Below are 24,574 nucleotides of genomic sequence, written 5' to 3'. Positions count from 1 at the left end.
CGTTTTACTGAAAGAAGGGTTGATTTTGCTCCCAAAAATGTGATAAGATATAACCAGTCTCGGCAGGCGAGTTCCGCCGAAAATCCTCCGGTAGTACCTCTCTTTTCTTCGATTTTAAATTAAATTCTAAAAACCCCAATACACGTTAATTAAAGGTATGGCGCGCACACCAAAACATTCATCCAATCCTCAAGAAACACCGCAGCCTGGGCACCCGGGTGTTACTGTTCGTGCTATTCTGATCGGCATCATTCTTATTCCACCGAACACCTATTTTATCATGGCAAACCATCTGCGTTACCGGAGTACACTGCCGACAACGATGTCGCTAATTTACAACGTAGTGGTGACGCTGGTGGTGCTGACCTGCCTAAATTTTCTGGTCAAACGGCTGCTGCCGCGCTTCGCGATCCGACAGGGAGAATTGCTCACCATCTACGTCATTCTCTCAATCTCTTCGGCGATCGCGGGACACGATATGATGCAGACCCTTGTGCCTGTGATTCCAAACGGCTTCTGGTTTGCCACCCTTGAAAACGAATGGCAACAACTCTTCTGGCGGTATCTGCCAAACTGGATGACACTTAGCGATTTGTCCGTCTTACAAGATTTTTACGACGGGGAAGCCTCTTTTTACTCGACGCGGTATCTGGCGGCTTGGTGGGAACCGGTTTTATGGTGGACGATCTTTCTGTCCGTGCTGATATGGGTGATGATATGCATTGACCTATTGCTTCGGAAGCAGTGGATCGAAAGGGAACGGCTCACCTATCCGATCGTCCGTTTGCCGATAGAGATGACGCACTCAGACGGACGGCTCTTTAAAAACAAGATGCTGTGGGCAGGCTTCGCGATTGCAGCGAGCATTGAACTGATTAACGGCATCCACGCGTTCTTTCCAACCTTCCCAGAGATACCGGTCCGAAAGGTAGACCTTGGCATTTATTTCACTGAAAAACCGTGGAGCGCAATCGGCTGGACCCCCGTTTATATCCTGTCATTCGGTGTAGGACTTGCCTTTTTAATGCCGTTAGAGATGTCCTTTTCGCTTTGGTTCTTTTACTTCTTTTGGAAAGGTGAGCGCGTCTTGGGAAGTGCGATGGGGTTACAGGCTTTGCCCGGATTTCCGTACGATGGCCCGCAAGCGGTAGGCGCGTATCTGGGGATCGCCTGTTTTGGACTCTACGGCGGACGTAAGCATTTCTATGGGATGTTTAGAAATTTAACCGGAAAGAGAGGTGCGTATCTTCCACCTGAAATGCAAGATTCAACGGATTATCGGTGGCCGCTGGCAGGGTTGATAGGTGGTGTCTTTTTTCTTTTTATTTTTTCAAACCATGGAGGGATGGCAATTTGGCTGATAGCATTGTACTTTACTATCTATTATCTCCTCGCGTTAGGCATTACACGAGTCCGCGCGGAGGTTGGTCCGCCGACACACGAGATGTTTTCGGCAAACCCGCGGCAATTTATTCTCGATTCGCTCGGTTCACGTATGATTCCACCACAGAGTTTAACGGTGCTGTCGCTGTATTTCGCGTTCAATCGTGGCTATCGCGCGCATCCGATGCCACATACATTGGAAGCATTTAAACTTGTGGAAGTGGCGAATATGCGGGCGAAGCGGATGGTCGTCGCGCTGATGTGCGGTGTCTTTTTCGGTATCCTTGCTTCATTCTGGGCGTATCTGGTGGTTTCCTACAAGACCGGTGCGAATCCGTGGGTGGTAAAGGGCGGTTATAACATGCTCCGATCATGGCTCTATTATCCGACAGAAACAAACATCCCGGCGGTTACATTTATGGGTATCGGGTTTTTGTTTACAGGGTTGCTATGGTGGCTCCGCACGCGTTTTCCGATGTTTCCATTTCATCCGGCTGGCTATGCGGTTGCAAGTAGTACGTTGACCTTCGGTTGGCTCTGGTTCTCTGTTTTTATGAGTTGGGGCATCAAACACCTCATCTTGCGGTTCGGTGGTATCCGTCTGTACCATCGAGTGTTACCGCTCTTTTTGGGATTAATTCTCGGGCAATTCGTAGTCGGTGGTACATGGGTGCTGATCCGACTTATCTGGGGTGTGTCGGTTTATTCTTTTTATCGTTAACTCGTGAATCTATGTGCTGCCGAAAGGCAATGAACTAATAGCGAGTACGCGCTAAAAATGGTTGAAAGTGGTGCGAAAGTTAATCATAAGGTTTTACTCAATATGACTTCAAAAACATGGTAAACACATCAAAATATCCCTCAAATCCTCAAGAAACCCCGCAGCCTGGACACCCAGGCGTTACCTTTCGCGCGATCCTGCTTGGCATTATACTCATCCCGCCGAACAGCTATTTCATTATGGCGAATCATCTGCGGTATTGGAGTACGCTGCCAACAACGATGTCGTTGATTTACAACGTAGTGGTGACGTTGGCGGTGTTAACGTGTCTTAATTTCTTGCTGAAGCTGCTGTTGCCTCGTTTCGCGCTCCGTCAAGGAGAACTGCTCACTATCTACGTCATCCTTTCAATTTCTTCGGCGATCGCGGGACACGACATGATGCAGACCGTTGTGCCTGTTATCCCAAACGGCTTCTGGTTCGCTACGCCTGAAAATGAATGGCAACAACTTTTCTGGCGATACCTGCCGAGTTGGATGACCCTCAGCGATCTGTCCGTGCTGCAAGATTTCTATGACGGTGATACGAGTTTTTACTCGACGCGGTATCTGGCAGCATGGTGGGAACCGATTTTATGGTGGACAATCTTCCTCTCCGTCGTGATTTGGGTGATGATTTGCATCGATCTGCTCCTCCGTAAGCAGTGGATTGATCGGGAGCGGCTCACCTATCCAATCGTCCGCCTGCCGATAGAGATGACTTATTCAGACGGACGACTCTTTAAAAACAAGATGTTCTGGGCAGGCTTCGCTATTGCAGCGGGTATCGACCTGATTAACGGTATTCACGCATTCTTTCCGGCATTCCCAGAGATACCGGTTCGCAAGGCAGACCTCGGCATCTACTTCACTGAAAAGCCGTGGAACGCAATCGGCTGGACCCCTATCTATATCCTGTCATTCGGTGTAGGACTTGCCTTCTTAATGCCGTTAGAGATGTCCTTTTCGCTCTGGTTTTTCTATCTATTCTGGAAAGGCGAACGTGTCTTGGGGAGTGCGATGGGGCTACAGGTTTTGCCGGGGTTTCCTTACGATGGACCGCAAGGTGTTGGTGCGTATTTGGCGATCGCCTGTTTTGCGCTCTATGGTGGACGTAGACACTTTTATGCGATGTTCAGAAACCTCTTCAGAAAGAGAGACGAGAACCTTCCGCCTGAACTGCAGGATTCCACAGATTATCGATGGCCGCTGGCGGGATTAATAGGCGGTGTTCTTTTTCTATTTATTTTCTCAAACCGCGGTGGGATGGCAGTTTGGATGATAGCGTTGTATTTCGCTATCTATTATCTCCTTGCACTGGGGATTACACGGGTGCGTGCTGAGGTCGGGCCACCCACACATGAGATGTTTGTAGCGAACCCACGGCAATTTATTATTGACTCACTCGGTTCACGCATGATTCCACCACCAAGCCTTGCGATGATGTCCCTGTATTATGCGTTCAATCGGGGATACCGTGCCCACCCGATGCCACATACACTGGAAGCGTTTAAACTTGTGGAGGTAGGGAACATGCGGGCAAGACGAATGGTAGTCGCATTAATGTGCGGTGTTTTCTTCGGTATTCTCGCAGCGTTTTGGTCATATCTGGTTGTATCCTATGACATTGGTGCGAATCCGGGCTTAGGAAATGGTGGTTATCACAGATTACGTACTTGGCTTTATTATCCAAGTGAAACAAACATCCCAGCAGTTACATTTATGGGTGTAGGGTTCCTGTTTACAGGGTTACTGTGGTGGATGCGTACCCGTTTCCCGATGTTTCCCTTCCATCCGACCGGCTATGCTGTGGCGAGTAGTATGTGGACGTTCGGTTGGCTCTGGTTTTCCGTGCTAATCAGTTGGGCGATTAAGAATCTAATCTTGCGATTTGGTGGTATCCGGCTTTACCATCGGGTGTTACCGCTTTTCTTGGGGTTAATTCTTGGGCAATTTATTGTTGGTGGTACGTGGGTACTGATCCGGCTGATTTGGGGTATCTCCGTTTATTCATTCTATCGGTAAAGTAACCAGCATACAACAATGAAGATGTTTAAAACAGAATAGAATCACTGAAAAGCTGCGTTTCGGATAGAGGTAGAAAACAACGCCAAAAACCAGATTAGAACAAATACCTCTCTGCAATTACGTGCCACGCAAAATAAATCTTGACTTATCCTAATTGAAGGAGTATAATTATTAAAACTTCAATATAGCACAATTTGGTGTTCTCCATGCAAACACAAAAATACATTTACTGGCAAGATGGAACCATGTTTCTTGGGTACCTTGAGGCATATCCTGATTATTGGACGCAGGGTGAAACAGTAGAAGTTTTAGAAGAAAATCTACTTGACCTTTACACTGAACTCACCAGCGGCAACATTCCGGGCATCCGAAAGGTTGCCGAACTACAGATCGCATGAAAAGACGAGATCTGATTCGTGAATTGAAGAAGATGGGGTGTGTACTTATTCGCCATGGTGCAAAACACGATTGGTACCACAATCCCAACACACGTGTTTCTCAACCAGTTCCTCGCCATAGAGAGCTTAAAGATCCTTTGGCAAAGCACATTCTCAAGATGCTCAGGGATTAAATCCAATCCGCTCTCGGTTAGTAAGGAATCACGATCACAAATTAAAGACCACTGTCGTTATCAGGAACTGGAAGCTACACATACGTAGTAAACTGATTCCGTATCCGTACCTTATCTGCATCATCGCCGAATCCAAGACTAAACCAGCCATCATAGCCGTGTCCATTCAATTGTGCAAACAGATCCACAAAATCAATCGTGCCTTCACCGGGAATGAGATGGATCTCATATTCACCCGTATTATCATTGAGGCGAACCTGACCGATATTCTCCACGCCGAACGCATCTAAGAAGCCTTGCCACCCTTCTGGTACGAGATGGCCGTGAGCGACATTGAACGCCCATTTGAGATAAGGGGAACGAATAGCATCGAAAAACCAATGCGTCTCTTCAACGTTATGGGGAATGTAATGGATTTCGGCATGCTCCGGTTCTCGATTGTGGTTTTCAAAGAAGACGACTATCTCCGCTTGCTCTGCTTGCTCGACCAAACGTTGTATTCGTTCAATCGCAGCGTCTCGACGTTGGGCGACATCTCCGAAATGATACCCACCATGCCCGATGATCCAACCACATCCGAGCCGTTGTGCCAGTTCTAAGTTCGCATAGAGATAACCATCGACCGCCTCAGACATGAGCGGGACGTATTCGGCGTTGTTGATTGCCGAAGACGGGTGGATACCGATAGCAATTTCGTGGGTTTGGCACAGGTCGCGCACTCTGCGGACGCGCACCGTGTCAAACGAAGCGATGTCATTCGGAGGAACATCGGCTTGGAAATCAATGTACCCAAACCCATTCTCTCCTGCCCATTGGATCGATTCTTCGATAGGTTTGTGTTTCGGTGCATCAAATCCAAAGCGTTCCTTCAGGCTATTCTGCAAATTCTCTACCCTCCCGCCGGTCGCTTTCCCATTTTCGGTGTGTTGCGAAGAGTTTGACTTCAAAAGGAAGCATCCGCGTCACGAAAGCGCCTTCGGATATAGTGGTTTCCTCCTCACCGTAGAGTTCGACAAACTCGGTGCCGTTGAGGGCATCCAATCCGGTAACTTCTACCCCCATGTGAGAATGCTCATCTTCATTGACGAGGACAACGAGCCATTCACGTCCGATTCTACGAGCCGTGACGCTCACACCGCGCGCGGAAACAGGGGGTGGTATATCGATGCGTCCATCATCAATTTCTCGCACTGTAACATACTGCTCCACGGGTGCTGTAAGGAAAGGTTGAAGCGCGGCGAGTTCGCTCGTTAAGGCGTAAAGCGACTTCCGAAAAGCTTCTTTTCCCTCAGACTTCATATAACTGGAACCCCAATACAGAATACCTCTCGCCCCATTTGCAATACAAGCATACGCCATCAGGCGCGACTCAGCAAAGGAAGGAAACGCTATGATGTCAGTGTCTCCATCACTCAAATCGTTCCATGTAAATCCTTGAAGCACCATCCATACTGGTCTGCCTTTACCGACCTGTCTCCAACGGTTTGTAGAATCAGCAAGACGAATGGCAGGACGACTTTCTGGTCGAATCGGATAATCATCGCACCCAGTGATGTCTACACAGTCAATGTACTGTCGGACGAACTTCAGATCGCTGTCGCGCGCTTCATTAATCCAAATCTGTCGATTGTAAGGATCAACGCTGCGGATAAATTCAATAGCCTCCCGCATCTTAGGCATAATTTCAGCTGCACGTCCTTCAGAGTATTCAATAGCGAGCGGTGTCTGCATCCACCATTCACCCTTATTCGGAAACACTGCCATCTGGTCCTGTTTCCAGAGACCACTATAGGCGGTAAAGCTCCATACCACCTCATCTGGACCTTCCCATACAGCGAGTGCGGGGTGTTCAGCGAGAGTTCGGATGCGTTCCTGAAATTCGGGTGTCGCACCGCCCTGAAGACCCAACGGTACCCATCCCATCATTCCGTGTGCCTGTGCGCGATCAAATGCCTCCACACTACCACACATAACAAGATTAACGCCCGATTCTGCCATATCTCTGAGTGCGTCATCCTCGGCAGGGTGTTCATAGAACCCAATTGGAAAGAGCCGCCGTCCATCCTGTGTGAGAAATCCATCACCGTGTCCATAGAGCGTATCGTTCATTCGGAACCTCCATTTTATATTCTTTAGGTTAACAGATGGTCTTCCCACCATGCGACGTAATCTGCATCGCTTATATCGTGTGAGAGCCCTCGCTTTTCCATGTCCTGTTTGAACCTTTCCGCCATGTTTTCATCCCAATACGTAGTAACCTCTGTAGATTCAGGTATCTCGCCCATGTCTCCTGTCTCTGTCATCCATGCGTTAAGCTGCGCGACAAGTTCACTTCGCACGGCATCATACTGTGGATCCATAGCGAGGTTATTAATTTCATACGGATCCGCCTCCAGATCATACAACTCTTCAGTCGGACGCGTCTGTTGCATGAAATGCTGTTGCGCGGGGGATAACTCGCCGTTTGCAGACAACAACGGCATCAAACTCCAAAGGGGATATTGCTGCTTCTTGTAGCCGTTGAACTGCATATACGGACGTTCAGGGTGATAGTTGCGAATCAGTTTATAACGGTGTGTCCGGATGCACCGTATCCTATCGTCTGTTCCATCACATCGGTCTCGTGCTGCGAAAATGGCATCGCGCGATGTCGCGTCTGAACCGAGGAAAACTTGACCTTGCATGAAGTCAGGAATGTCAACACCGGTGAGGGATAGTGTTGTCGGTGCGAAATCAACACCGCTAACAAGTCTATCGTCAACAGCACCGGGTTCAACATGTCCGGGCCATCGAACGATGAGTGGAATATGGGTGCCACCATCATAGAGAAATTGCTTGCAACGGATGTGTGCCCGTCCGTGGTCGCTCATGAAAAAGATGATGGTATTATCCGAGAGTCCCTCATCATCCAGCCGCTTGAGAATCTGCCCGACTTTCCTATCCAAAATCTGAATGCTTTCAAGATAGAGTGCCCAATCTTTCCGAGTCAGTGGATGGTCTGGATAGTAAGGTGGCAATTCCACATCCTCAGGAGAAATAGGACGTTCTGGATCTGGCTTGAAAACACGGTGTGTGTCTGGAATGTTAATCTGTGCGTAAAAGGGTTGTCCTTCAGCGCGTTCGCTCCAGTCGATGCCATCAAAGGGTTGTTCGCGCTGAAAGTTAAAATCGGTCTTTCCAGGACGATTGTATGGCGGTCCCGGACTATTGCACGTAAAATACCCTGCCTCTCGGAAACAATCGGTGATGAGTTTCATATCCGCTCGCAGCGGCTTATCGCGGTTGCTCCGATGGTTGTGTGCATCAAAGTGCGTCTGATAGGTGCCTGTGATGAGCGCGGAGCGACTCGGTGAACAGACCGGACACGTGACAAACGCATTGGCATAACGAGTGCCCTCCGATGCGAGTAGATCAACGTTTGGTGTTTTCACGGCAGATGTGCCATAACAGCTGAGATCTGGAGAGAGATCTTCACCATAAATCCAAAGAACGTTTGGCTGTTTTGTGGACATAGGTACCCCTTCAGAAATTTTTGTTAGAAAGCACGTTTTAAAATAGTTTTAAGAGTGCAACGAAAACGCCCATGGCAGCTAACCCAATCCCAAGCATCCATTTGAACGTTCCAACCTCGCTTTCAATTCGGTCCAGCCGGCTTTCGACATTGTCGATGCGGTTTGTAAGGAGTTTGACATCTCCTTTATCTGCTTTCTCATCAACCTTCACATTCAGAATTTTGATCTCTTCCGTAAGAAGTTTAACATCCTCTTTATCTGCTTTCTCATCAACCTTCACATTCAGAATTTTGATCTCTTCCGTAAGAAGTTTAACATCCTCTTTATTTGCTTTCTCATCAACCTTCGCGTCCAAGCGGTCCAAGTGAATGGCGATTTGTTTCAAGTTATGGATGAGGAGCTCGTTAAAATTGTTGTTATCAGCCATTGGTTTTTCCTTTGCATTGCTATGGCATGCCGTTAGCCTTGTCCACAACATGCCTGTCTCGGAAGAGCGTCTGCCGGATCGGTGGCATTTCAGCAAAGAGTTTTGGATGCGGTTTATAAACTTTCGCGAAACCACTATCAACAGGACTATACAGATTAAAAACGGCAATCCTGTCGTTTTCAGTATTTGTCCACTCCGTGGCACTATGGGTGAGTGCCTCTGTGAAAAAGAGTAACGACCCGCCCGGACATCCGTAAGTGCTCCAAATATCAGAGTCAGGATTTTGGATGTCAGGTGGTGCTGTGTAAACCGATTTATGACTACCGGTTACCAGGAGTGTGCCCCCTTGTCCTTTTTTGACTTCGTTTAGTTCCCATACAATACGGGTATGTGGACTATAGCCTTTGCCTGGGAAGGCGTTATAGTAGTGAACATCACCCGGAAAGCGGAGCAGCCCGTTGCCATTGTGTGGTCCAAACCGTCCCATGCCCGGGGCGCGGTAAAAGAGGCTTGCACTTTCAACAGCAAAACCGTAGCACTCCGGTCCCGTTACAGCTGGATGCGCCGTGAATTCGTTGAGGAGCGAAACAACAAGCGGATGATCAATCAATTTCTGGAGAGGACCGCCGACAGGACTCCGTTCATGCTCTGGGATAGATTCCGGGTCCTGGTGGAGACGATAACCGAAATCGCGCATCTCTTTGAGTTCAGAACCGGTAAATACCTCCGGTACCAAAAACCAACCGTGGGTATCAAAAGCGTACCGTTGTTCAGGTGTCAACTCAGGGATAGATAAGCCATCGCCGTTCCGAGTAGGCAATTCACAGACATCCGGTGGTAACAATGCGCCAAGCCAAGGTTGTTGATTGCTGCTTATTTCTTTGTCCATCAGATCTCTCCTTACACCTTCAAACGGTTAGACTTCCACCGGATAGGCAGATGTGCGTTGATTAAAATCTCCGTTGACGACATTGCCACCTGCATAAGCTTCCCGAAAAAGTGTCTGTCGTTTCGGAGGCATCGCTTCGAGAAGTTGGGGATGGGGTAGCCAATTCGACCAACGGCTCGCCACCGTATTGTATAAATTCGAGACAGAAACCCGTTCGGCAGTGCTGGACTGAACGTGCGTCTGCGTCATAGATTCCGTGAAAAGAATGAGGGAACCGGGAGGACACTCATAAGTCTCCCAGAGTGACGAATTCAAGTCCTGTACGCCTTCTGGCACTGGATACGCGGCTTTGTGGCTTCCTGTAATGAAACGGATGCTGTTTGTTTGGACGGTGACTTCAGTCAATTCCCATATAGCACGCGTCAACCCGCTCCAGCCGCGTCCGGGAACACACCGATAGAGGTGAGAATCCCCGGGTAAGCGGAATAACCCATTTCCCTTGTGACGCACTGATTGCGCTGCAGTCTGTGATGGCGTGTCTCCGAAAAAAGCTGCTGTTTCTTCAAGCCGAAACCCGTAACAATCCTCGCTTGCAGCGGGCGGATATGCCAAAAATTCATTTAGAAAACCAACGACAATTGGGTGATCTGCGAGTTTTTGAAGTGGACCACCGAGTGCACAACGTTCCGGTTCCGGGATACCTTCTGGTGCCTCGTGCAGACGTTGACAGAATTCACGCATCTCCGCAATATCAGTATCAGATAAAACGCTTGGAATCAGGAGCCAACCGTTTCGATCAAAGTCGTATTTTTGTTTCTGCGTCGGCACAGTGACGGGGACACCATCGGCATTCGTCGTTGTCAATTCTTCAGGTTCAACCTCAACAGCACTTCCCAAGTTTTTGTTAACAATAAAAGGTTTCCTCATTGCGAGTTCTTTGTAAGCCATCAGGGTGCTTCCTCATTCATGCAGATATGAAAACAGCGTCCCAAGGTATGCGGAGCACTGTTACTAAGTCTTTCCGAAGTTCCATTCGGGATTATTAGCGACTCTGTGTTTCTAACACGCGGAACATGTGGTGCGCATAACTCACAGTTGAGATAAAAACAAATACCAACGCCAAGCAAAGACTGTAAAATTCAATCTTGGCGGGTAAGCGCGCTACTATCGGTCGAAGCAGATAAAACATCACAACAATCGACAGAAAGAAACTGGTACATTTGCCCCACAGGTTAGAGCGAGTGATCATTTTCGCCTTATACGCTAAAACAACATTGCCGAGCACAATTGAGACATCACGAACAACAATAATAGCGAACGCCCATTTAGGAAAATCGGTCTTTGATAGCACAAGCGCAAAAATTCCAGCCGTTAGTGCAAGCTTGTCCGCAACTGGATCTAATATATAACCGAGCTGCGTGTGCTGTTTTAAATGCCGAGCGAAGAACCCATCTAACAGGTCGCTGATAACGGCTACAGCACCACAAATAATTGCGGATAGCCATTGGGCATTGTAAATGAAGTAAAAGATGAACGGGACCGTCAATAGCCGGAAAACCGACAGGATATTGCTAACGTAAAGGAAATCCCGACGTGTAATTTGAATTGACTGCGTCTCAGTAAATTGGTGAACAGGTGCTTTTAGTGCCATTATGTTATCGCGTTGCAGATAGGATTGTGTGTTATAGGGACGAGCATCTTAAATAGGAAGTCTACCAACTCCGTACAACACAATCGCTACGCTTTAATTGTTCTGCGCTGCCAGTTGAAAGGCGATCCGCCGATTCTGGTCCGTCAGTATTTCGATTTCGCGTGTGAGGAGTTGTTCTAACGGAATTGTCTCCAACAAGGTCTGTTTTTCTTTCAGCGAAATACGCAGTCGTATCCCGACTTGGTAGGCAAGTTCTCTTGGATCATCCGGCTGTTCTTCAGGCGGACTCCAAGCGAAAATCAAACGACTCGATAACGTCTCATAAGCTTTATATAACTCTTCGGTTTGTGCCGTAAGTGATTCCGGGACCGATTCGACTTCCGTCTCCAAATCATCCAACATCCGGACCCGACCGGTGAGATAGGAGAGATGTTCCTGAATTTCCAGAATCTGGAATCGGTATTCACCAGCGGTGACAATATGCATGCGACCATCATCCAAATGTTCAACATGAAGGATTCGGACAGCCGTACCGACATCGCACGGAACAGCAGTTTCGCCTGTTTCTTCTCCTTCTTTGATAAGCACGACTCCGAATTCAGACTCATGTTCTAAGCAGAATTTAATCATCGTCCGGTACCGCGGTTCAAAGATGTGCAGTGGCAAAAATCCGCCGGGAAACAAGACTGCCTGTAATGGAAAAAGCGGAATTTGTCGTTCATAAGATGTTTGATCTTTTGATAAAACTGGGTCGTTCTGCATGTGAGAACTCCTCTTCGCACAATGTTTGTTATACAAAATGGATGCGTGGTGACGCTGGATACTCGCAGAAGGCTAACCTCTGTTTGTAATACAGAAAATAAATGTCTACTTTCAAGTATAACGCTCTTTATATTTTTGCACAAAATGTTTGATTCGTCAATAGTTTTTTTACGCGGCGATGAGAACATTTACGATGAATTACGAAAATACGTAGACATCTTATAGGAGATTTCTGCGTGGATATTTCTTCGGATTTCTTCCGTTTGTGAGTGCCCGCAAACTCATCGTCCATAATATACAGGTAATCCTAAACCTACCATAAATAGCCCGATCTCATGATTGAGTGGGTCTTGACATTCAAAAGAATTTTCGTTATAATTGCTTAATCAGATTAGGGCAAGGAACCGAAACGAATATCCGCGTATTTCTTGCATAAGACGCGGATATCAAAACGATTGGAGAAAAACGTGAATTCAGAAAAGTTGGGAAACGCCTTAGCAAAATCTAAAGACATCGCCATAAATCTCTTGGGAAGTGCCCTCTACCGTACACGCGTCGAACCGATCCGCGATGAAGACGGCATAAAGGGGTTAAAAGCGCGTTGGATAGGCGATCAAGGGGACAACGTAATTGAGATTAACACACCATCAGGAAGCACCGATATTAAAATAGAAGGCGACACAGCACCCACTATTGAGTACATCCAAGATGGTGAGAAACGGATAGTTGCTGTCAACCATATCAAGAACCTCTCATGCGAACTCAGCCAAGAGACTGTAGATCGGATTGCGACACCAAGAGGTGCCGCAATAGCGATGTGTATCGGCGCAGGAGCCGGCTTGTTTGGATGGTTTCTTATCTCAGCGGCGCGCGCCCTATCGGTTCAGCGAGTTCAACAAATAGACGCTACAGTCTCTCCAATTGTTTCCAGAGCAGATAACGCGCAACCGGAAGAGGACACACCCGAAGCAAATGAAGATCACCGCAGTTGATCCGTTCTATTTACTGATGCCTAACATCACAACCGCAGCAGATGGCACCCAAGACACACTCCTTGTCAGAGTTCGCACGGATACAGGGCTTGAAGGTTGGGGTGAATGTGATGCCTCGCCGTTAGTAAGTCTCGCCGTTTATTGCTGTCCGATGTCGCACGGCAATATTATTAATATTCGCACCTCTTTAATCGATGAGACACTCAATAGCCCTGACGATGTACTTCGACTCAGTGAAAAGGTCCTACGGAATGGATTGGACATTCAACAGATAGAGCACGCTTATAGTGGTGCCGAAATTGCCCTGTGGGACCTCATCGGACAGAAGTTTGAAAAACCGGTTTATCGTCTTCTGGCCGAGTTGTCAGATACACCTGCGACAGCACACCCCAAACTGCCGTATGCCTCCGTCCTTTTCGGCAACACACCGGACGCAACCTATCAGATCGCCGTAGGGTTGCGCGAACGAGGGTATCGTGCGGCAAAGTTCGGATGGGGACCGATGGGTAAGTTCGGCGAGGCAAACGACATCGCACTTGTGCAAGCGGCGCGCGAAGGCATGGGAACAGAGGCACAGATTATGATTGACGCTGGTGTTGTTTGGGGAACTGATTACGAAACGGCTTACCAGCGTGCTGAGGCGTTTGCACAATTTTCACCGACATGGTTGGAAGAACCACTTGCCCCCGATGCCATTGATGCTTATGGTTCGCTAACGAAAAAGAATCCATCTGTTCCCATCGCAGCGGGTGAAGGATCAAATACCTACCGAATGGCAGAGGATATCATCATCCACGGTGGTATTCAATTCGTACAGATTGATGCCGGACGTATTGGTGGGATTATGCCTTCCTTTCAGGTGCGTCAACTGGCGGAACAGCACGGTGTTCAGTACGTCAACCACACGTTTAAGAGCCATCTAAGTCTTGCCGCTGCAATTCACGTGTTTGCAACGAACCCCGATTTCAATCTATTAGAATATCCAGCGGCTGGTTCGGAGTTATCGCAGAAACTGGTAACAAAACCGTTTCAAGTTGAATCGGACGGAACAGTTCGAGTGAAGGAGCTGCCCGGACTCGGTGTGAAAGTGGATACGGAAGCAATCCGCTCCTATTTAGCACCAGTTCGGATTGAGGTCGGAGCGGACACCGTTTTTGAACAAACACCACTTTAGAAAAACGTCGTTTTACATCCCACTATATTTCTCTTTTACTGCTTCATCAACCAGTTTTTTTAACGCCACTCCTCTGGCTTGATAAGATATTATTTTTCCCTCTCCATCAATAAGCCATGGCGATGGAATACCGCGCACGTTGTACTGTTTCCTAATTGGGGTTTCCCATCCTTCTCCGGTAAAAATTTGTCGCCAAGGAAGGTCACACACTTTTAGAAATTCGTGCAACTTCGCTTCATCATCGTCAAGGTTAACCCCTATTACATCGAATCCCATACCCTTATATGCGTCGTAAACCTTTTTTACATTTGGCATTTCTGCGATACACGGTCCGCATGTGGTTGACCAAAAATCGAGTAATACGACTTTGCCGCGATAGTCTTTAAGGGAAATCAGATTGCCATCAATGTCTGTTGCTGAGAAGTCAGGTGCCAACTTTCCAATCATTCCTAATCTTGCGTCGGCTTTGAGAAAATACACTTTTGCCTGTTTAGCGTTGCCTTGTTCTTCATAAATCATGGCAATTTCCCTAAAGACACTCCGAATAAACGGATTATCGTGTTCAGTCTTTTCAAGATTTCGTAAAAGTTGGAGTGCTCCCTCATGCCTTCCGATTACCTTAAGCAGGTCAACAAAGGTCCAATAGTCTCGGAACCGCATGATGTTTTCATCATGCGGTTTCATGACGGATTTGAAACGATCAATGAGGTTTTTAGCATCTTTTTCTTCTTCGGCTCTAACATACAGACGAATAAGTTCAGAATAGAGGCAAAAAAAATCAGGGTCTTCAGGTACGAGTTGAAGTGCTTTTTCATATCCAACGATTGCTGCTTCAAGGCTTCCGTACATTTTTATTGGATGTTTCCTCCAATCCCCTTCTGATAAATAAATGGTGTTGGAAAAGCTTAGGTTTACATACAAATTTGACAAAAATGTAGAATCTGAATCGGGGTTTACATGATGTGGACATCGGACAATCGGGTTTGCGTCGTTATAGACATGACGTTCTTTTTTTAGCCATCGCTGATAATATTCTGGGTCGCAATCATAGTTGTAACTTACAGGAAGATTCGGGTCTGTGTTATAGGGCAAAATTGGCACACCTTGTTCTTCATCTGCGGGACAGATCAATGCATTGGGATTTGTCAAAAACTTTGGATGAAGTTCTGAAAGCCACTCTGGAAAATCACCCTGTTCCTTTTCATAAGTTTGCAGTGCTTTTCCGAGTGCTACCAGATTTTGCGTGCAAGTTTTCAGGTTTTTGGATTCCTGTTCCGTTAAGAAGGGTTCATCCTCAAAGTGTACTCGGATTTTGGGAGCATCCATTTCGGTTTCTGTTATTGCAGAAATTGCAGAAGTAAACAATAAACCCAAATTCATTAAATTCCTCCATTGTGCGATGTTTTGAGTACAAAAATATCAAAAGTGACTGAAAAATCAGTCTCTCACAAAAACGCCCTGATTCGTTGTTACACATCAATGGATGCACTTTTAGAGACAAAAATAGGGGAAGGCTTAGCAGCCTTCCCCTGAGAAGTTTCTATGCTTTGGAACAGCTTACTTTCGTATCAACATCTTGCGTGTTGCGGTGAAATCGCCTGCTGTTAGCGTATAAAAATAGACACCACTTGCAACGGATTCACCTACTGCATTACGTCCATCCCAATATGCCGCACGGCTCCGAGATTCATAGATACCTATTGGCTGGTGTCCTAATTCCAATGTCCGAACCAATTTTCCATCCGCAGAATAGATGGAAATACTAACATCAGCCGGCTGTGCCAATTGATACGGTATCCATGTCTCTGGGTTAAACGGATTCGGATAGTTGGCAAGCAACACTGTTTCTTGCGGAGCCAACGTTTTCAAAAGCTGCTCCAGCACCAGAATCCCTCGCTCATAAGAGAAACGATCTGGGAAGTCTGAAGTTTGGATCGTTCGTGACGCTTCTCGTTTGGCGAGACGTAACCACTGCTCCACCTGTGCCGCCGATAACGCGTGTGCAGAAGGTGCCCCCGCAGCGTTCCCCAATGCATTTGCAATCAGAACGAGATCCAGCACGTTGACAACACCATCGCCGTTCAGATCGGCATCGTTCTCACCAGATGTCCCGAAACTGGCTGCAATCAGCATTATATCTTGGATATTGACCATACCGTCGCCATTCAAGTCGCCCAAAATCGCGGTGGCAATCATTACGTCAGGAAATGCCCATAAGAGGACTGTTCCGTCAACACTTCCACTCGCAATCGTGGTACTACCAGAACTAACAGCGACACTCGTAATAGAATATGAATGTCCTTCAAGTGTTCTAAGCTGTTCGCCCGTGGCAATGTTCCACAACCGAATGGTTCTGTCGTAACTTCCACTGACAAGGACTTTAGCATCAGGGCTAAAAACAATACTTGTAGCATTTGCCGGAAGGTCTGTAGGCACGTCCCCTGTCAATTCCTCCGGTGCGTCCACCGGTTCTTCGCGAGCAATGGGTCTACGAAATGTCTGTAGAAGTTCTGCCGTAGCAACATCCCATAAGGAGACCTTGTCGCGCCCACCACTTGCAAGCTTTTTGCCATCCGGACTGAACGCAACTGCCCAAACATCGTCCTCATGTTCACTGATAGTGTGTACAACTTCACGTGTTTTGATATCCCACAAGATAATCCTATCGTCACGACTGCCACTGGCGAGCATAGTACCATCCGGACTGAACGCAAGCGTTTCGACACCTGCTTCATGCTCCCACAATCCTCCGATATATTGACCTGTAGCAACATCCCACAAACGGATGCTGTCGTCCTCACTACCACTCGCCAAGATACTTCCATCCGGACTGAACGCAAGACTTATCAGATAGGAATAATGTCCTCTGAGCGTCTTTACGTGTTCACCCGTGATAGCATCCCATAAACGGACGGTGTTGTCTTGGCTACCACTCGCGAGTGTTTTACCATCAGGGGCAAAGACAACAACATCAACATCATCTTGGTGCCCAATGAGGGTATGCCGAAGTTCACCTGTATCGGCATCCCAGAGTCGGATGGTTTTATCCCAACTCCGGGTGGCAAGGATCCTACCATCAGCACTAAAGGTAACGCTGGCGACAGCATCCGTATGCCCTGTGATAGTTTCCAGATGTTCGCCTGTTACAGGATTCCACGAACGTATTGAAGCATCCCACGCGCCACTGGTAAGCACCGATCCATCTGGCGTAAAGGCAAGTCCAAAGACATCAGCAGTATGATCGGAAAGCATGTTTAAGGGGTTGCCTGTGGCAGCGTCCCACAATCGGACGGTGTCATCCTCACTTGCACTCGCCAGAAAACTACCGTCCGGACTAAATTTCAGGTCATAGATATGAGACGTATGTCCAAGAAGCGTCTCTCTGATTGTCCAGGTCGTTGTATCCCATAGGTAGATAATCGCGTTCAAATCACCGCTGGCGAGGGTTGCCCCATCAGGGCTGATTACAACACTCGCGACATTATCCCGATGTTCTTCAAGCGTTTGCTGCAGTTCACCCGTAGCAACATCCCATATACCGATGGTATCGTCTCGACTTGCACTGATAATCGTGCCATCATCAGCACTAAAAGCGACACTATTGACCCCTTCCGTATGACCCTCAAGCGTTTTCAGGAGTTCGCCGGTGTCGGGGTTCCATAGACGGATCGTATCATCTCTGCTGCCACTCGCGAGTACAGAACCATCGGAATTGAAAACGAGGCTGCGGACGCTCCTGTTGTGTTCATCAAGGGTGTGTAAGACCTCACCCGTTTTAGTATCCCACAAGCGGATGCTCCCGTAGGCACTTCCACTGGCGAGTATGTTTCCATCGGGGGAGTATGCTAATGCCGAAACGCCAACCCCGTATCCGGGAAAGAGCGATATTTCTTTGTTGGTTGCGGTATTATAAATCCAAACACCGAGGGTACCTGCAGCAGCAAACCGTGTACCATCGGGTGAATACTGAATTTCATATAACCAACCTTTACCAAGACGCGCAGTAGCACCTTCGGGCAGATGCCATTGTGGTGAATCTTCCGCAAAACTGTTGTAAGAGAAAAATAGAGTTATCACACAAAGAATTGTCAACACAGAAAAAAATGCTGTTTTCATAGACTTAAATTTCCTTTTTGTTAGTGAATTGCCGATCCTAAGTAGCTGGAATCAAGTTGGCAAGCGAAAACGTCCATTAGGTTCAGTAAGCCTTAATAACGCCCCTAATGTTTGTTCTTCTTTTGTCGTGTGGATTTTGGCAAAATGTTTTATGATAAGACTCCAACTTTGATTGGTTGGAATATACCATAAAACCTATGAAAAGTCAAATTATTAGAAGGAAATTTTACAGGTATGTTACTTCCGGATTAGCATCTTCCGCGTCGCAGTGAAGTCGCCTGCTGTTAACGTATAGAAATACACACCACTCGCCACTCGTTCACCCAACGAATTTCTGCCATCCCAATACGCCGCACGGCTACGGGATTCATAAATGCCTACTGATTGATGCCCAAACTCTAACGTCCGAACCAACCTTCCACTTGAGGAATAGATGGACACAGTAACATCCGCAGGCACTGCAAGTCGATACGGGATCCACGTCTCTGGATTGAATGGATTTGGGTAGTTAGGTAACAGTATAGTCTCTTTTGGTGTTAACGCAACAAGGAGTTGTTCCAATGCTAAGATACCGCGCTGGAAAGCAGGATCTGTCAGGTTCACTTGCTGTGCCTCACGCAACCACTGCTGCACCTCTGCCTGTGTCGGAATAATTTCCAGATCGCGATGCCATACAGAAGGTGCAGCCGCATCTCTACCAAATGCCCCAGCGACTAAAACGAGGTCTTGAATATTCACGACTCCGTCTTCGTTTACATCCGCGACGCTTTGACCAGTCTGTCCAAAGTTTCCGGCAACCAGTACCAAATCTTGGATATTAACTGTGCCATCCCCGTTCACATCCTCCAGGTACCGCGACAGAGAGGTTGTATCAATTGGAAATCTGCCCTCCGTGAAGTTTCCATTCACATCTATAATCCGAAGAACCACAGTGTCATTGTCCGGTGCCAGTTGTGTCATGATGAATGTGGCAGTGGTCCTGCTGCCACTTAAGGATTTACAATCAAGAATGTATTCATCTGAGTAGTCTTGCTCTTCTAAGTAATCTCTACCTGCAAAGTAGTCTTCCTCTAATTTTGTAGAAAGGAGTCGTGCCTGATGAAGACCATCAGGATCCGTTATTGTAAATCGGAGACGGATTCCCGCCCGGTCAACTGCGCGAGGGGGCCACATTTCAATCGTTGTAGGCTCATTGAAGAAGGGTGTCTCGGCGTTGAAGTAGTGATGGGCATCTAACCATTCAGCGGAACAAGCAGAGGAAACCATCAGATCATTCTCGGCAACCATTAAATCTCCAGTGTGGTCCGAATGGTTGCGGTAATCATGTTGCAATCCAAAAGCGTGTCCGATTTCATGGACTGCCAACCAAAGTCCAAAATCTCCATCCAAACATTCTTCAGAGGCGATGAGATTTACGACACCACCATGAGCCCAATTACCACCCGTACCACAGTGAAGACCATCAAGTACTTCGCTGAAATCCATAAATGCAATGTAGATATTTTGTGACGGGTCGAATCCTGCTTCTCTGATTTCGTCCCAAATTATCCACTTGTCCTGCTGATCATAATACGCATCCATGAATTCCCCTGCGATATGATGCACCACCGCTTTGCCACTCTCATCCGTTTCATACGTAAAGGTTTTTCTACCGTATCCATGTTTTTCCATCGTGTCGGCGAAAAACGTCTGAGCACCTTTGACCCATGCCTCTATCTTGCTATCTATATCCAATTGAGCAGTGCGGTCACTTGGCAGAAAATAGATGAGGCGGACGACATCGGGTTGGGCTAATTCTAATGTCTCAAACTCCACGAAGTGAACCATTCCGTCCTCAAGTCCACCACTCACGATGGCAGTTCCGTCAGACGAGTAAGCAACTCCTATAACTTGACCGGTGTGTTCTGTCAAAGAGACAAGTGCTGCACCAGTCTTAACCGACCAAAGTTTTACACCGTTACCCGCACTCGCGAGCGTCTTCCCATCAGGAGAAAAGGCAAGGTCAGAGACCGAACCATAGGCGTTAATTCTGCCGAGAACGGTCCAATCGGGCACAGACCATAACGTGATTTGCCCCGATGCGCCTGCAGCCGCAAAGGTGCCGCTATCTGGTGAAAAGGTGATAGCACCCACCCAGTCCGCATCGGCTGTCAGTGTGGTCGTATGCGTCTGAGTTAAAACATCCCAAATCTTTATTTTCTTCCCATCTACGGTAGCGAGGCGTTCCCCATCTGGAGAGAAAACTATTGCGGACACCCAATCATCATGTTGAAGTGTTCCGGACTCGGTCCAGTCACTCACATTCCAGAATTTGACAGTCTTATATCCCGCAGTCCCAAGTGAATTTCCGTCTGGAGTAAACGCTACAGAAGTGACGATCGACACCGGGCGATTGGCGATAGGAACATGTTCAAGTGTGGCGATGTGTTGCTGCTGCGGAACACTCCACAATTTGAAGGTCTTATCATCACTGCCACTGACAAGGGTTTCTCCGTCAGGGGAAAATGCTACAGCATTGACTTTGTCCGTGTGTCCGCTGAACGTTGTTACGAGTTTCTCCCGTAAATTCCACAGTTTAACAGTGTGATCATCACTGGCACTGACAAATTGAGAACTATCTGTTGGGTGAAATTCCACAGCGTAGATAGCGTCACCATGCGGAAGCGTCGTAACGGCTTCTGCAAGAAGGCAGAGTGCAAACTGCAGTAAAACAAGCACCGTAACAAATAAGCGTGCGAATTGCATTCTAAATTTCCTTTGTGATAAGTCCCGGTTTGGAGATTGACGAAACCTTGTGAGGAGAAAGTAATTATGGGAAACTGGTTGGCGAAACAAAGTGTAAGTGTTTGATGCGAAGACACAGGAACCCCTGCGTCTTCACATCCAGTCGGTTGGCTGAAAGATTACTTCAGAATCAGCATGCGGCGGGTTGCTGAGAACTCTCCTGCTTGAATGTGATAGAAATAGATACCAGAAGCCACACGCTCATTGAGATTGTTACGACCATCCCAATACGCAGCCTCTGAACGGCTATGATAGAACCCCGGTACCTGATGCCCTAAATCCAATGAACGGACAACGTTACCTGACACATCATAGATGCTAATCGCAACTTCAACGGTTTCGCTGAGTTGATAGGGTATCCATGTTTCTGGATTGAACGGGTTCGGGTAGTTCGGCAATAGCATCGTTTTCTTCGGCATCAACGCAACGAGGAATTGTTCCAATGCTAAGATACCCCGCTGGAACTCAGGATCCTTCAGGTTCATCTGTCGCGCCTCATGCAACCATTTTTCCACCTCCGCACGCGTAAGAGCGTTCTCTAAACCGCGGGGCGATATAGAAGGTGCCCCCGGGTTCGCACCCGCTTCTTGAGCGACTAAAGTGATGTCCACAATATTGACAATACCATCTCCGTTTATATCTTCTGGAAGATTCCCTGTCTGGTTAAATTTAGAGACAACTTGATTCACATCCTTAATGTCAACTGTCCCGTCCCCATTCACATCCATCGAACGTTGTTCACCCGTGTTAATACTCTGTGTGCTTACACTCTGTGTGCTCATGCTCTGTGTGCTAACACTCCCCGAGGTCTGCGACAAATCGGAAAGATCAACTGAGAATAGGTGCTCTGTGGCGCGTCCGAGTGCATCCATAACCCGAATCGATACCGACGTAGTGGTCGATTCCAATGCACTCGTGGTGAATGTAGCAGTATCACTGGTACCACTTAAGTCCTCACAATCAAGTAGACTGAGATCATCGAAGCCAGCACCGTAACTGTCGGTGACTGTCTCAAAGAAATGTGCTTGATGGAGACTATCATCATCCGTTATCGTGAAGGTAACAGTAACCTCGGAGCCGGATATGCTCGGTGTCCCTATACTAATCGTTGTAGATCCAGCAGGCGTGGTCGTATAATCGTTGAAGTAGGGATGACCACTTAACCATTTGGTCGCACACGCAGATGTAACCATCGGATCGTTGTCAACCAAATTTATGCTGTAGTCCGGATGGTTGCGGTAATCGTGGCGCAAACCGAAAGCATGTCCGAGTTCGTGGACAAGTATCGCAGTGCCGTGATTCCCGTCAAAACAACCCGAAGCAATTGCCATATTGACGGCACCACCGAGGCTGCCATCCAGATAATCACCACCGGTGCCACACCAACCACCATCAACAGTTCCGCTGCTGAAATCCAAAAAAGCAATGTAGATATTTTTCGACTGGTCGAACCCAGCCGTTGTAATTTCTGCCCAAATATCCCACCCGTCTGCCTCCAAATAATGTGCGTTGTCGTGATCACCTGTTACGTGATTCACCTTCACCGTATCATCATCATTTTTCTGAAACTTAAAGGTTTTTCCACTGTATCCGTCCGCTGTCATCTCGTTGGAGTAAGCCGTCTGAGCGGCTTTGACTAACGTATCTATTTTGCTATCTATATCCGACGGAGCGGTCCGGTCACTTGGACGAAAATAGATTACGCCTATCTCTGGTTGAGCCGCTTGCGTCTGCAAAGCAAACTGCAGCAAAACAGTTACTATTAAAAACAAACATGTGACGCGCATTTTGAAACTCCTTTTCTATACATCTTGATTTGTGCCGTAAAATACAGTAGTTACAAGTAACCTACGTTGCCATCTAAGCGAGACACCCTATTTAAACGTATTATATCATATATAAGCAAATAATATATATTTAAATTAATTTATTAATAATGCGCTATAATGACTTAATTATATATTACTTCCACTTAGATATCAAATAAAATTTGTAAGCATATCTCATAAATATAACCCAAGTTGCTACTGACAGGATTTTAGGTATGCAGACACCGTTTTCATCGAAGGTTGTCCATTATCCGCGGAGGTTTTGTAGTGCAAACTGCTAGATTGTGCTACAAAGGTGGCAACTTAGGTTATAGTAGATTTTAGAACCACTAAATACATTAGGGTAAGGCGGAGTATAGAGAATATTACAGACTGTAAATGGAGGAACTTTTCTCAGCAATAGGTAGAGTCTCAGCGAGGTTGGGAATCTCATCTACCGGACTTAAGCGGGGTGAGTATTGTTATGACGCTAAGGTAAGAGGCAGCTTTATGACTTTCGAGGAAATGACAGCGAACCCCATAATTCTTTGGACAGAGCTCGGATTAAAGTTAGAATTCCCCAGAGACAGAGATGCGTTGTGAACCGCCGAGGGTGTGGGTATTGAAAGCGTAGTTGACAAAAAACGACATAGCATTTATCCGCAAGCGGAGTCCAGCACCTGCCGACAGTCCATGTCCATTCCAACCACCACGGAGTGCGAGGGTATTGAAGAGCCAGTATTCCGCGCCAATGCGTGGGACAATTCCTCCTCCGCCACCGCCCATTTCCAGATCCGCTTGGTCGGTTTCAAAATCCGCCCCAATCGCCCCTTTACCGAGGCGCGGCACAGTAAAATGGTAAGCTGCGCCGATTCGGAGTCGGCGCGTGCGGGTAAACGTCGGCTTCTCTGGAGTATCCCAGCGGACTTGCGTGCCTGTCGCATCCAATAACATGGCACCGACTCGGACCCCTTTGTAGGGTTCCGCAATCAGACCGATGTCAATCCCGAAACCGTTTCCGCTGTTCTCAAAAATGGATTGGTTGAGGAGTTTGAGGTTGCCGCCGACAGATACCATTGGGTGGACCTGGCGAGCATAAGAAATAAGGAGGGCGTTATCGGTATTGTTGAAATACTCAGCGACTTCAGGTTTGTCGATAAAAGGTTCACCCTCATCTTTAATGCCGTTGCCGTTTTTGTCCTGAAAATCGCCGAGAAAGCCGTTATTGTTGACATCAATGAAGGTCGTGCGCGGTATATCATCAACACCGAGCCGAATCCAGCTTAAACCGACACTGCCGATATCTTCAATTTGATAGACGTAGTTAAGGAAATTATAGGTAACCAAACCCCTGCTCAACCAACTTCCATCCCCTGTGCTAAAGGTATCGGAATACATGGCAGAGAAACTATGCTTCTTGACTTTGGTAAGCCCGGCGGGGTTCCAGTAGGTCGCTGTTGCATCGTCAGCAATAGCAACGAACGCGCTTCCCATTCCTAAAGCGCGTGCGCCTACACCGTGACTGAGAAATTCGGCGGCATGCGCGCCTTCATCAGCAGCGATGCATGTCATCGCCGGAATGAAACTTGCTATTAAAAGATAGAGGTAAATCAGTCGAAATTTTATCATTAAATTCTAAATGATTATCGGCGAGATAGAGTTTCTAAGTTTAAAAGTGAAGCTAAAGTTTGCAAGTTATTGTCTGATCGCCTCGTCAA

The 24,574-nt window shown here is 47.3% G+C and carries 19 protein-coding genes; 6 read left to right on the top strand and 13 right to left on the bottom strand.

Features of this window, described 5'->3' with window-relative positions; all coding sequences use genetic code 11:
• The first annotated feature begins 157 nt into the window (after nt 1-157).
• From OXH39_07680 to OXH39_07665, 4 genes are all read left to right on the top strand, one after another.
• Nucleotides 158-2,104, top strand: a complete 1,947-nt coding sequence (locus OXH39_07680) for a hypothetical protein (protein ID MCY3550326.1) — start codon at nt 158-160, stop codon at nt 2,102-2,104.
• A gap of 116 nt (nt 2,105-2,220) precedes the next feature.
• Nucleotides 2,221-4,167 (top strand): hypothetical protein, encoded by a 1,947-nt coding sequence (locus OXH39_07675; GenBank protein MCY3550325.1) that lies wholly within the window; start codon nt 2,221-2,223, stop codon nt 4,165-4,167.
• Nucleotides 4,168-4,376: 209 nt separating this feature from the next.
• Nucleotides 4,377-4,568: a type II toxin-antitoxin system HicB family antitoxin gene (locus OXH39_07670; protein ID MCY3550324.1), complete on the top strand. Its 192-nt coding sequence runs from the start codon at nt 4,377-4,379 to the stop codon at nt 4,566-4,568.
• Nucleotides 4,565-4,741 (top strand): type II toxin-antitoxin system HicA family toxin, encoded by a 177-nt coding sequence (locus OXH39_07665; GenBank protein MCY3550323.1) that lies wholly within the window; start codon nt 4,565-4,567, stop codon nt 4,739-4,741. Before OXH39_07670 ends, OXH39_07665 begins: the two co-directional genes overlap by 4 nt.
• 74 nt (nt 4,742-4,815) lie before the next feature.
• On the opposite strand, the gene OXH39_07660 is transcribed toward OXH39_07665, so the two are convergent.
• The 8 genes from OXH39_07660 to OXH39_07625 form a co-directional block, all read right to left on the bottom strand.
• A complete protein-coding gene (locus OXH39_07660; GenBank protein ID MCY3550322.1) occupies nt 4,816-5,625 on the bottom strand; it encodes a sugar phosphate isomerase/epimerase in 810 nt (269 codons plus the stop codon).
• Complete coding sequence (locus tag OXH39_07655; GenBank protein ID MCY3550321.1) at nt 5,615-6,850, bottom strand: hypothetical protein; 1,236 nt, start codon at nt 6,848-6,850, stop codon at nt 5,615-5,617. The genes OXH39_07660 and OXH39_07655 overlap by 11 nt, the downstream gene beginning before the upstream one ends.
• A gap of 23 nt (nt 6,851-6,873) precedes the next feature.
• Nucleotides 6,874-8,253 (bottom strand): sulfatase, encoded by a 1,380-nt coding sequence (locus tag OXH39_07650; protein ID MCY3550320.1) that lies wholly within the window; start codon nt 8,251-8,253, stop codon nt 6,874-6,876.
• Nucleotides 8,254-8,290: 37 nt separating this feature from the next.
• Complete coding sequence (locus tag OXH39_07645) at nt 8,291-8,680, bottom strand: hypothetical protein (protein MCY3550319.1); 390 nt, start codon at nt 8,678-8,680, stop codon at nt 8,291-8,293.
• 19 nt (nt 8,681-8,699) lie between these two features.
• The gene (locus tag OXH39_07640) at nt 8,700-9,569 is read right to left on the bottom strand and encodes a hypothetical protein (GenBank protein ID MCY3550318.1); all 870 of its coding nucleotides are present in this window, start codon (nt 9,567-9,569) and stop codon (nt 8,700-8,702) included.
• 27 nt (nt 9,570-9,596) lie between these two features.
• Nucleotides 9,597-10,517, bottom strand: coding sequence for a hypothetical protein (locus OXH39_07635; protein MCY3550317.1), 921 nt, complete (start codon nt 10,515-10,517; stop codon nt 9,597-9,599).
• A gap of 94 nt (nt 10,518-10,611) precedes the next feature.
• Nucleotides 10,612-11,220: a CDP-alcohol phosphatidyltransferase family protein gene (locus OXH39_07630; GenBank protein MCY3550316.1), complete on the bottom strand. Its 609-nt coding sequence runs from the start codon at nt 11,218-11,220 to the stop codon at nt 10,612-10,614.
• 93 nt (nt 11,221-11,313) lie between these two features.
• Nucleotides 11,314-11,982, bottom strand: coding sequence for an LON peptidase substrate-binding domain-containing protein (locus OXH39_07625; protein MCY3550315.1), 669 nt, complete (start codon nt 11,980-11,982; stop codon nt 11,314-11,316).
• A 467-nt stretch (nt 11,983-12,449) separates the two neighbouring features.
• Here OXH39_07625 and OXH39_07620 point away from each other — a divergent pair, with 467 nt between their 5' ends.
• Both OXH39_07620 and OXH39_07615 read left to right on the top strand, forming a co-directional pair.
• On the top strand, nt 12,450-12,974 hold the full coding sequence (locus OXH39_07620) for a hypothetical protein (protein MCY3550314.1): 525 nt from the start codon (nt 12,450-12,452) through the stop codon (nt 12,972-12,974).
• A complete protein-coding gene (locus OXH39_07615; GenBank protein ID MCY3550313.1) occupies nt 12,955-14,148 on the top strand; it encodes a mandelate racemase/muconate lactonizing enzyme family protein in 1,194 nt (397 codons plus the stop codon). The genes OXH39_07620 and OXH39_07615 overlap by 20 nt, the downstream gene beginning before the upstream one ends.
• A 12-nt stretch (nt 14,149-14,160) precedes the next feature.
• Here the strand turns inward: OXH39_07615 and OXH39_07610 are convergent, their stop codons facing one another.
• The 5 genes from OXH39_07610 to OXH39_07590 all read right to left on the bottom strand — a co-directional run bounded on the left by OXH39_07610 (nt 14,161) and on the right by OXH39_07590 (nt 24,485).
• Entirely contained in the window at nt 14,161-15,528 is a 1,368-nt protein-coding gene (locus tag OXH39_07610) for a redoxin domain-containing protein (protein MCY3550312.1), read from the bottom strand.
• Nucleotides 15,529-15,705: 177 nt separating this feature from the next.
• On the bottom strand, nt 15,706-18,264 hold the full coding sequence (locus tag OXH39_07605) for a T9SS type A sorting domain-containing protein (GenBank protein MCY3550311.1): 2,559 nt from the start codon (nt 18,262-18,264) through the stop codon (nt 15,706-15,708).
• A 237-nt stretch (nt 18,265-18,501) separates the two neighbouring features.
• Entirely contained in the window at nt 18,502-21,009 is a 2,508-nt protein-coding gene (locus OXH39_07600) for a T9SS type A sorting domain-containing protein (protein MCY3550310.1), read from the bottom strand.
• A 158-nt stretch (nt 21,010-21,167) separates the two neighbouring features.
• Nucleotides 21,168-22,835 carry a T9SS type A sorting domain-containing protein gene (locus tag OXH39_07595; protein MCY3550309.1) on the bottom strand — a complete coding sequence of 556 codons (1,668 nt, stop codon included), beginning with the start codon at nt 22,833-22,835 and terminating at the stop codon, nt 21,168-21,170.
• Nucleotides 22,836-23,426: 591 nt separating this feature from the next.
• Entirely contained in the window at nt 23,427-24,485 is a 1,059-nt protein-coding gene (locus tag OXH39_07590) for a PorV/PorQ family protein (protein ID MCY3550308.1), read from the bottom strand.
• Nucleotides 24,486-24,574 lie beyond the last annotated feature (89 nt).

This window comes from Candidatus Poribacteria bacterium, assembly GCA_026702755.1.
Lineage (GTDB): Bacteria > Poribacteria > WGA-4E > WGA-4E > WGA-3G > WGA-3G.
Note: the sequence above shows the minus strand (reverse complement) of the source record. Positions and strands in the feature narration are given on the sequence as shown.

Coding starts and splice junctions, on each gene's coding strand:
- OXH39_07680 (MCY3550326.1), top strand. CDS start 158: ATGGCGCGCACACCAAAACATTCATCCAATCCTCAAGAAACACCGCAG.
- OXH39_07675 (MCY3550325.1), top strand. CDS start 2,221: ATGGTAAACACATCAAAATATCCCTCAAATCCTCAAGAAACCCCGCAG.
- OXH39_07670 (MCY3550324.1), top strand. CDS start 4,377: ATGCAAACACAAAAATACATTTACTGGCAAGATGGAACCATGTTTCTT.
- OXH39_07665 (MCY3550323.1), top strand. CDS start 4,565: ATGAAAAGACGAGATCTGATTCGTGAATTGAAGAAGATGGGGTGTGTA.
- OXH39_07655 (MCY3550321.1), bottom strand. CDS start 6,850: ATGAACGATACGCTCTATGGACACGGTGATGGATTTCTCACACAGGAT.
- OXH39_07650 (MCY3550320.1), bottom strand. CDS start 8,253: ATGTCCACAAAACAGCCAAACGTTCTTTGGATTTATGGTGAAGATCTC.
- OXH39_07645 (MCY3550319.1), bottom strand. CDS start 8,680: ATGGCTGATAACAACAATTTTAACGAGCTCCTCATCCATAACTTGAAA.
- OXH39_07640 (MCY3550318.1), bottom strand. CDS start 9,569: ATGGACAAAGAAATAAGCAGCAATCAACAACCTTGGCTTGGCGCATTG.
- OXH39_07635 (MCY3550317.1), bottom strand. CDS start 10,517: ATGGCTTACAAAGAACTCGCAATGAGGAAACCTTTTATTGTTAACAAA.
- OXH39_07630 (MCY3550316.1), bottom strand. CDS start 11,220: ATGGCACTAAAAGCACCTGTTCACCAATTTACTGAGACGCAGTCAATT.
- OXH39_07625 (MCY3550315.1), bottom strand. CDS start 11,982: ATGCAGAACGACCCAGTTTTATCAAAAGATCAAACATCTTATGAACGA.
- OXH39_07615 (MCY3550313.1), top strand. CDS start 12,955: ATGAAGATCACCGCAGTTGATCCGTTCTATTTACTGATGCCTAACATC.
- OXH39_07610 (MCY3550312.1), bottom strand. CDS start 15,528: ATGAATTTGGGTTTATTGTTTACTTCTGCAATTTCTGCAATAACAGAA.
- OXH39_07605 (MCY3550311.1), bottom strand. CDS start 18,264: ATGAAAACAGCATTTTTTTCTGTGTTGACAATTCTTTGTGTGATAACT.
- OXH39_07600 (MCY3550310.1), bottom strand. CDS start 21,009: ATGCAATTCGCACGCTTATTTGTTACGGTGCTTGTTTTACTGCAGTTT.
- OXH39_07595 (MCY3550309.1), bottom strand. CDS start 22,835: ATGCGCGTCACATGTTTGTTTTTAATAGTAACTGTTTTGCTGCAGTTT.
- OXH39_07590 (MCY3550308.1), bottom strand. CDS start 24,485: ATGATAAAATTTCGACTGATTTACCTCTATCTTTTAATAGCAAGTTTC.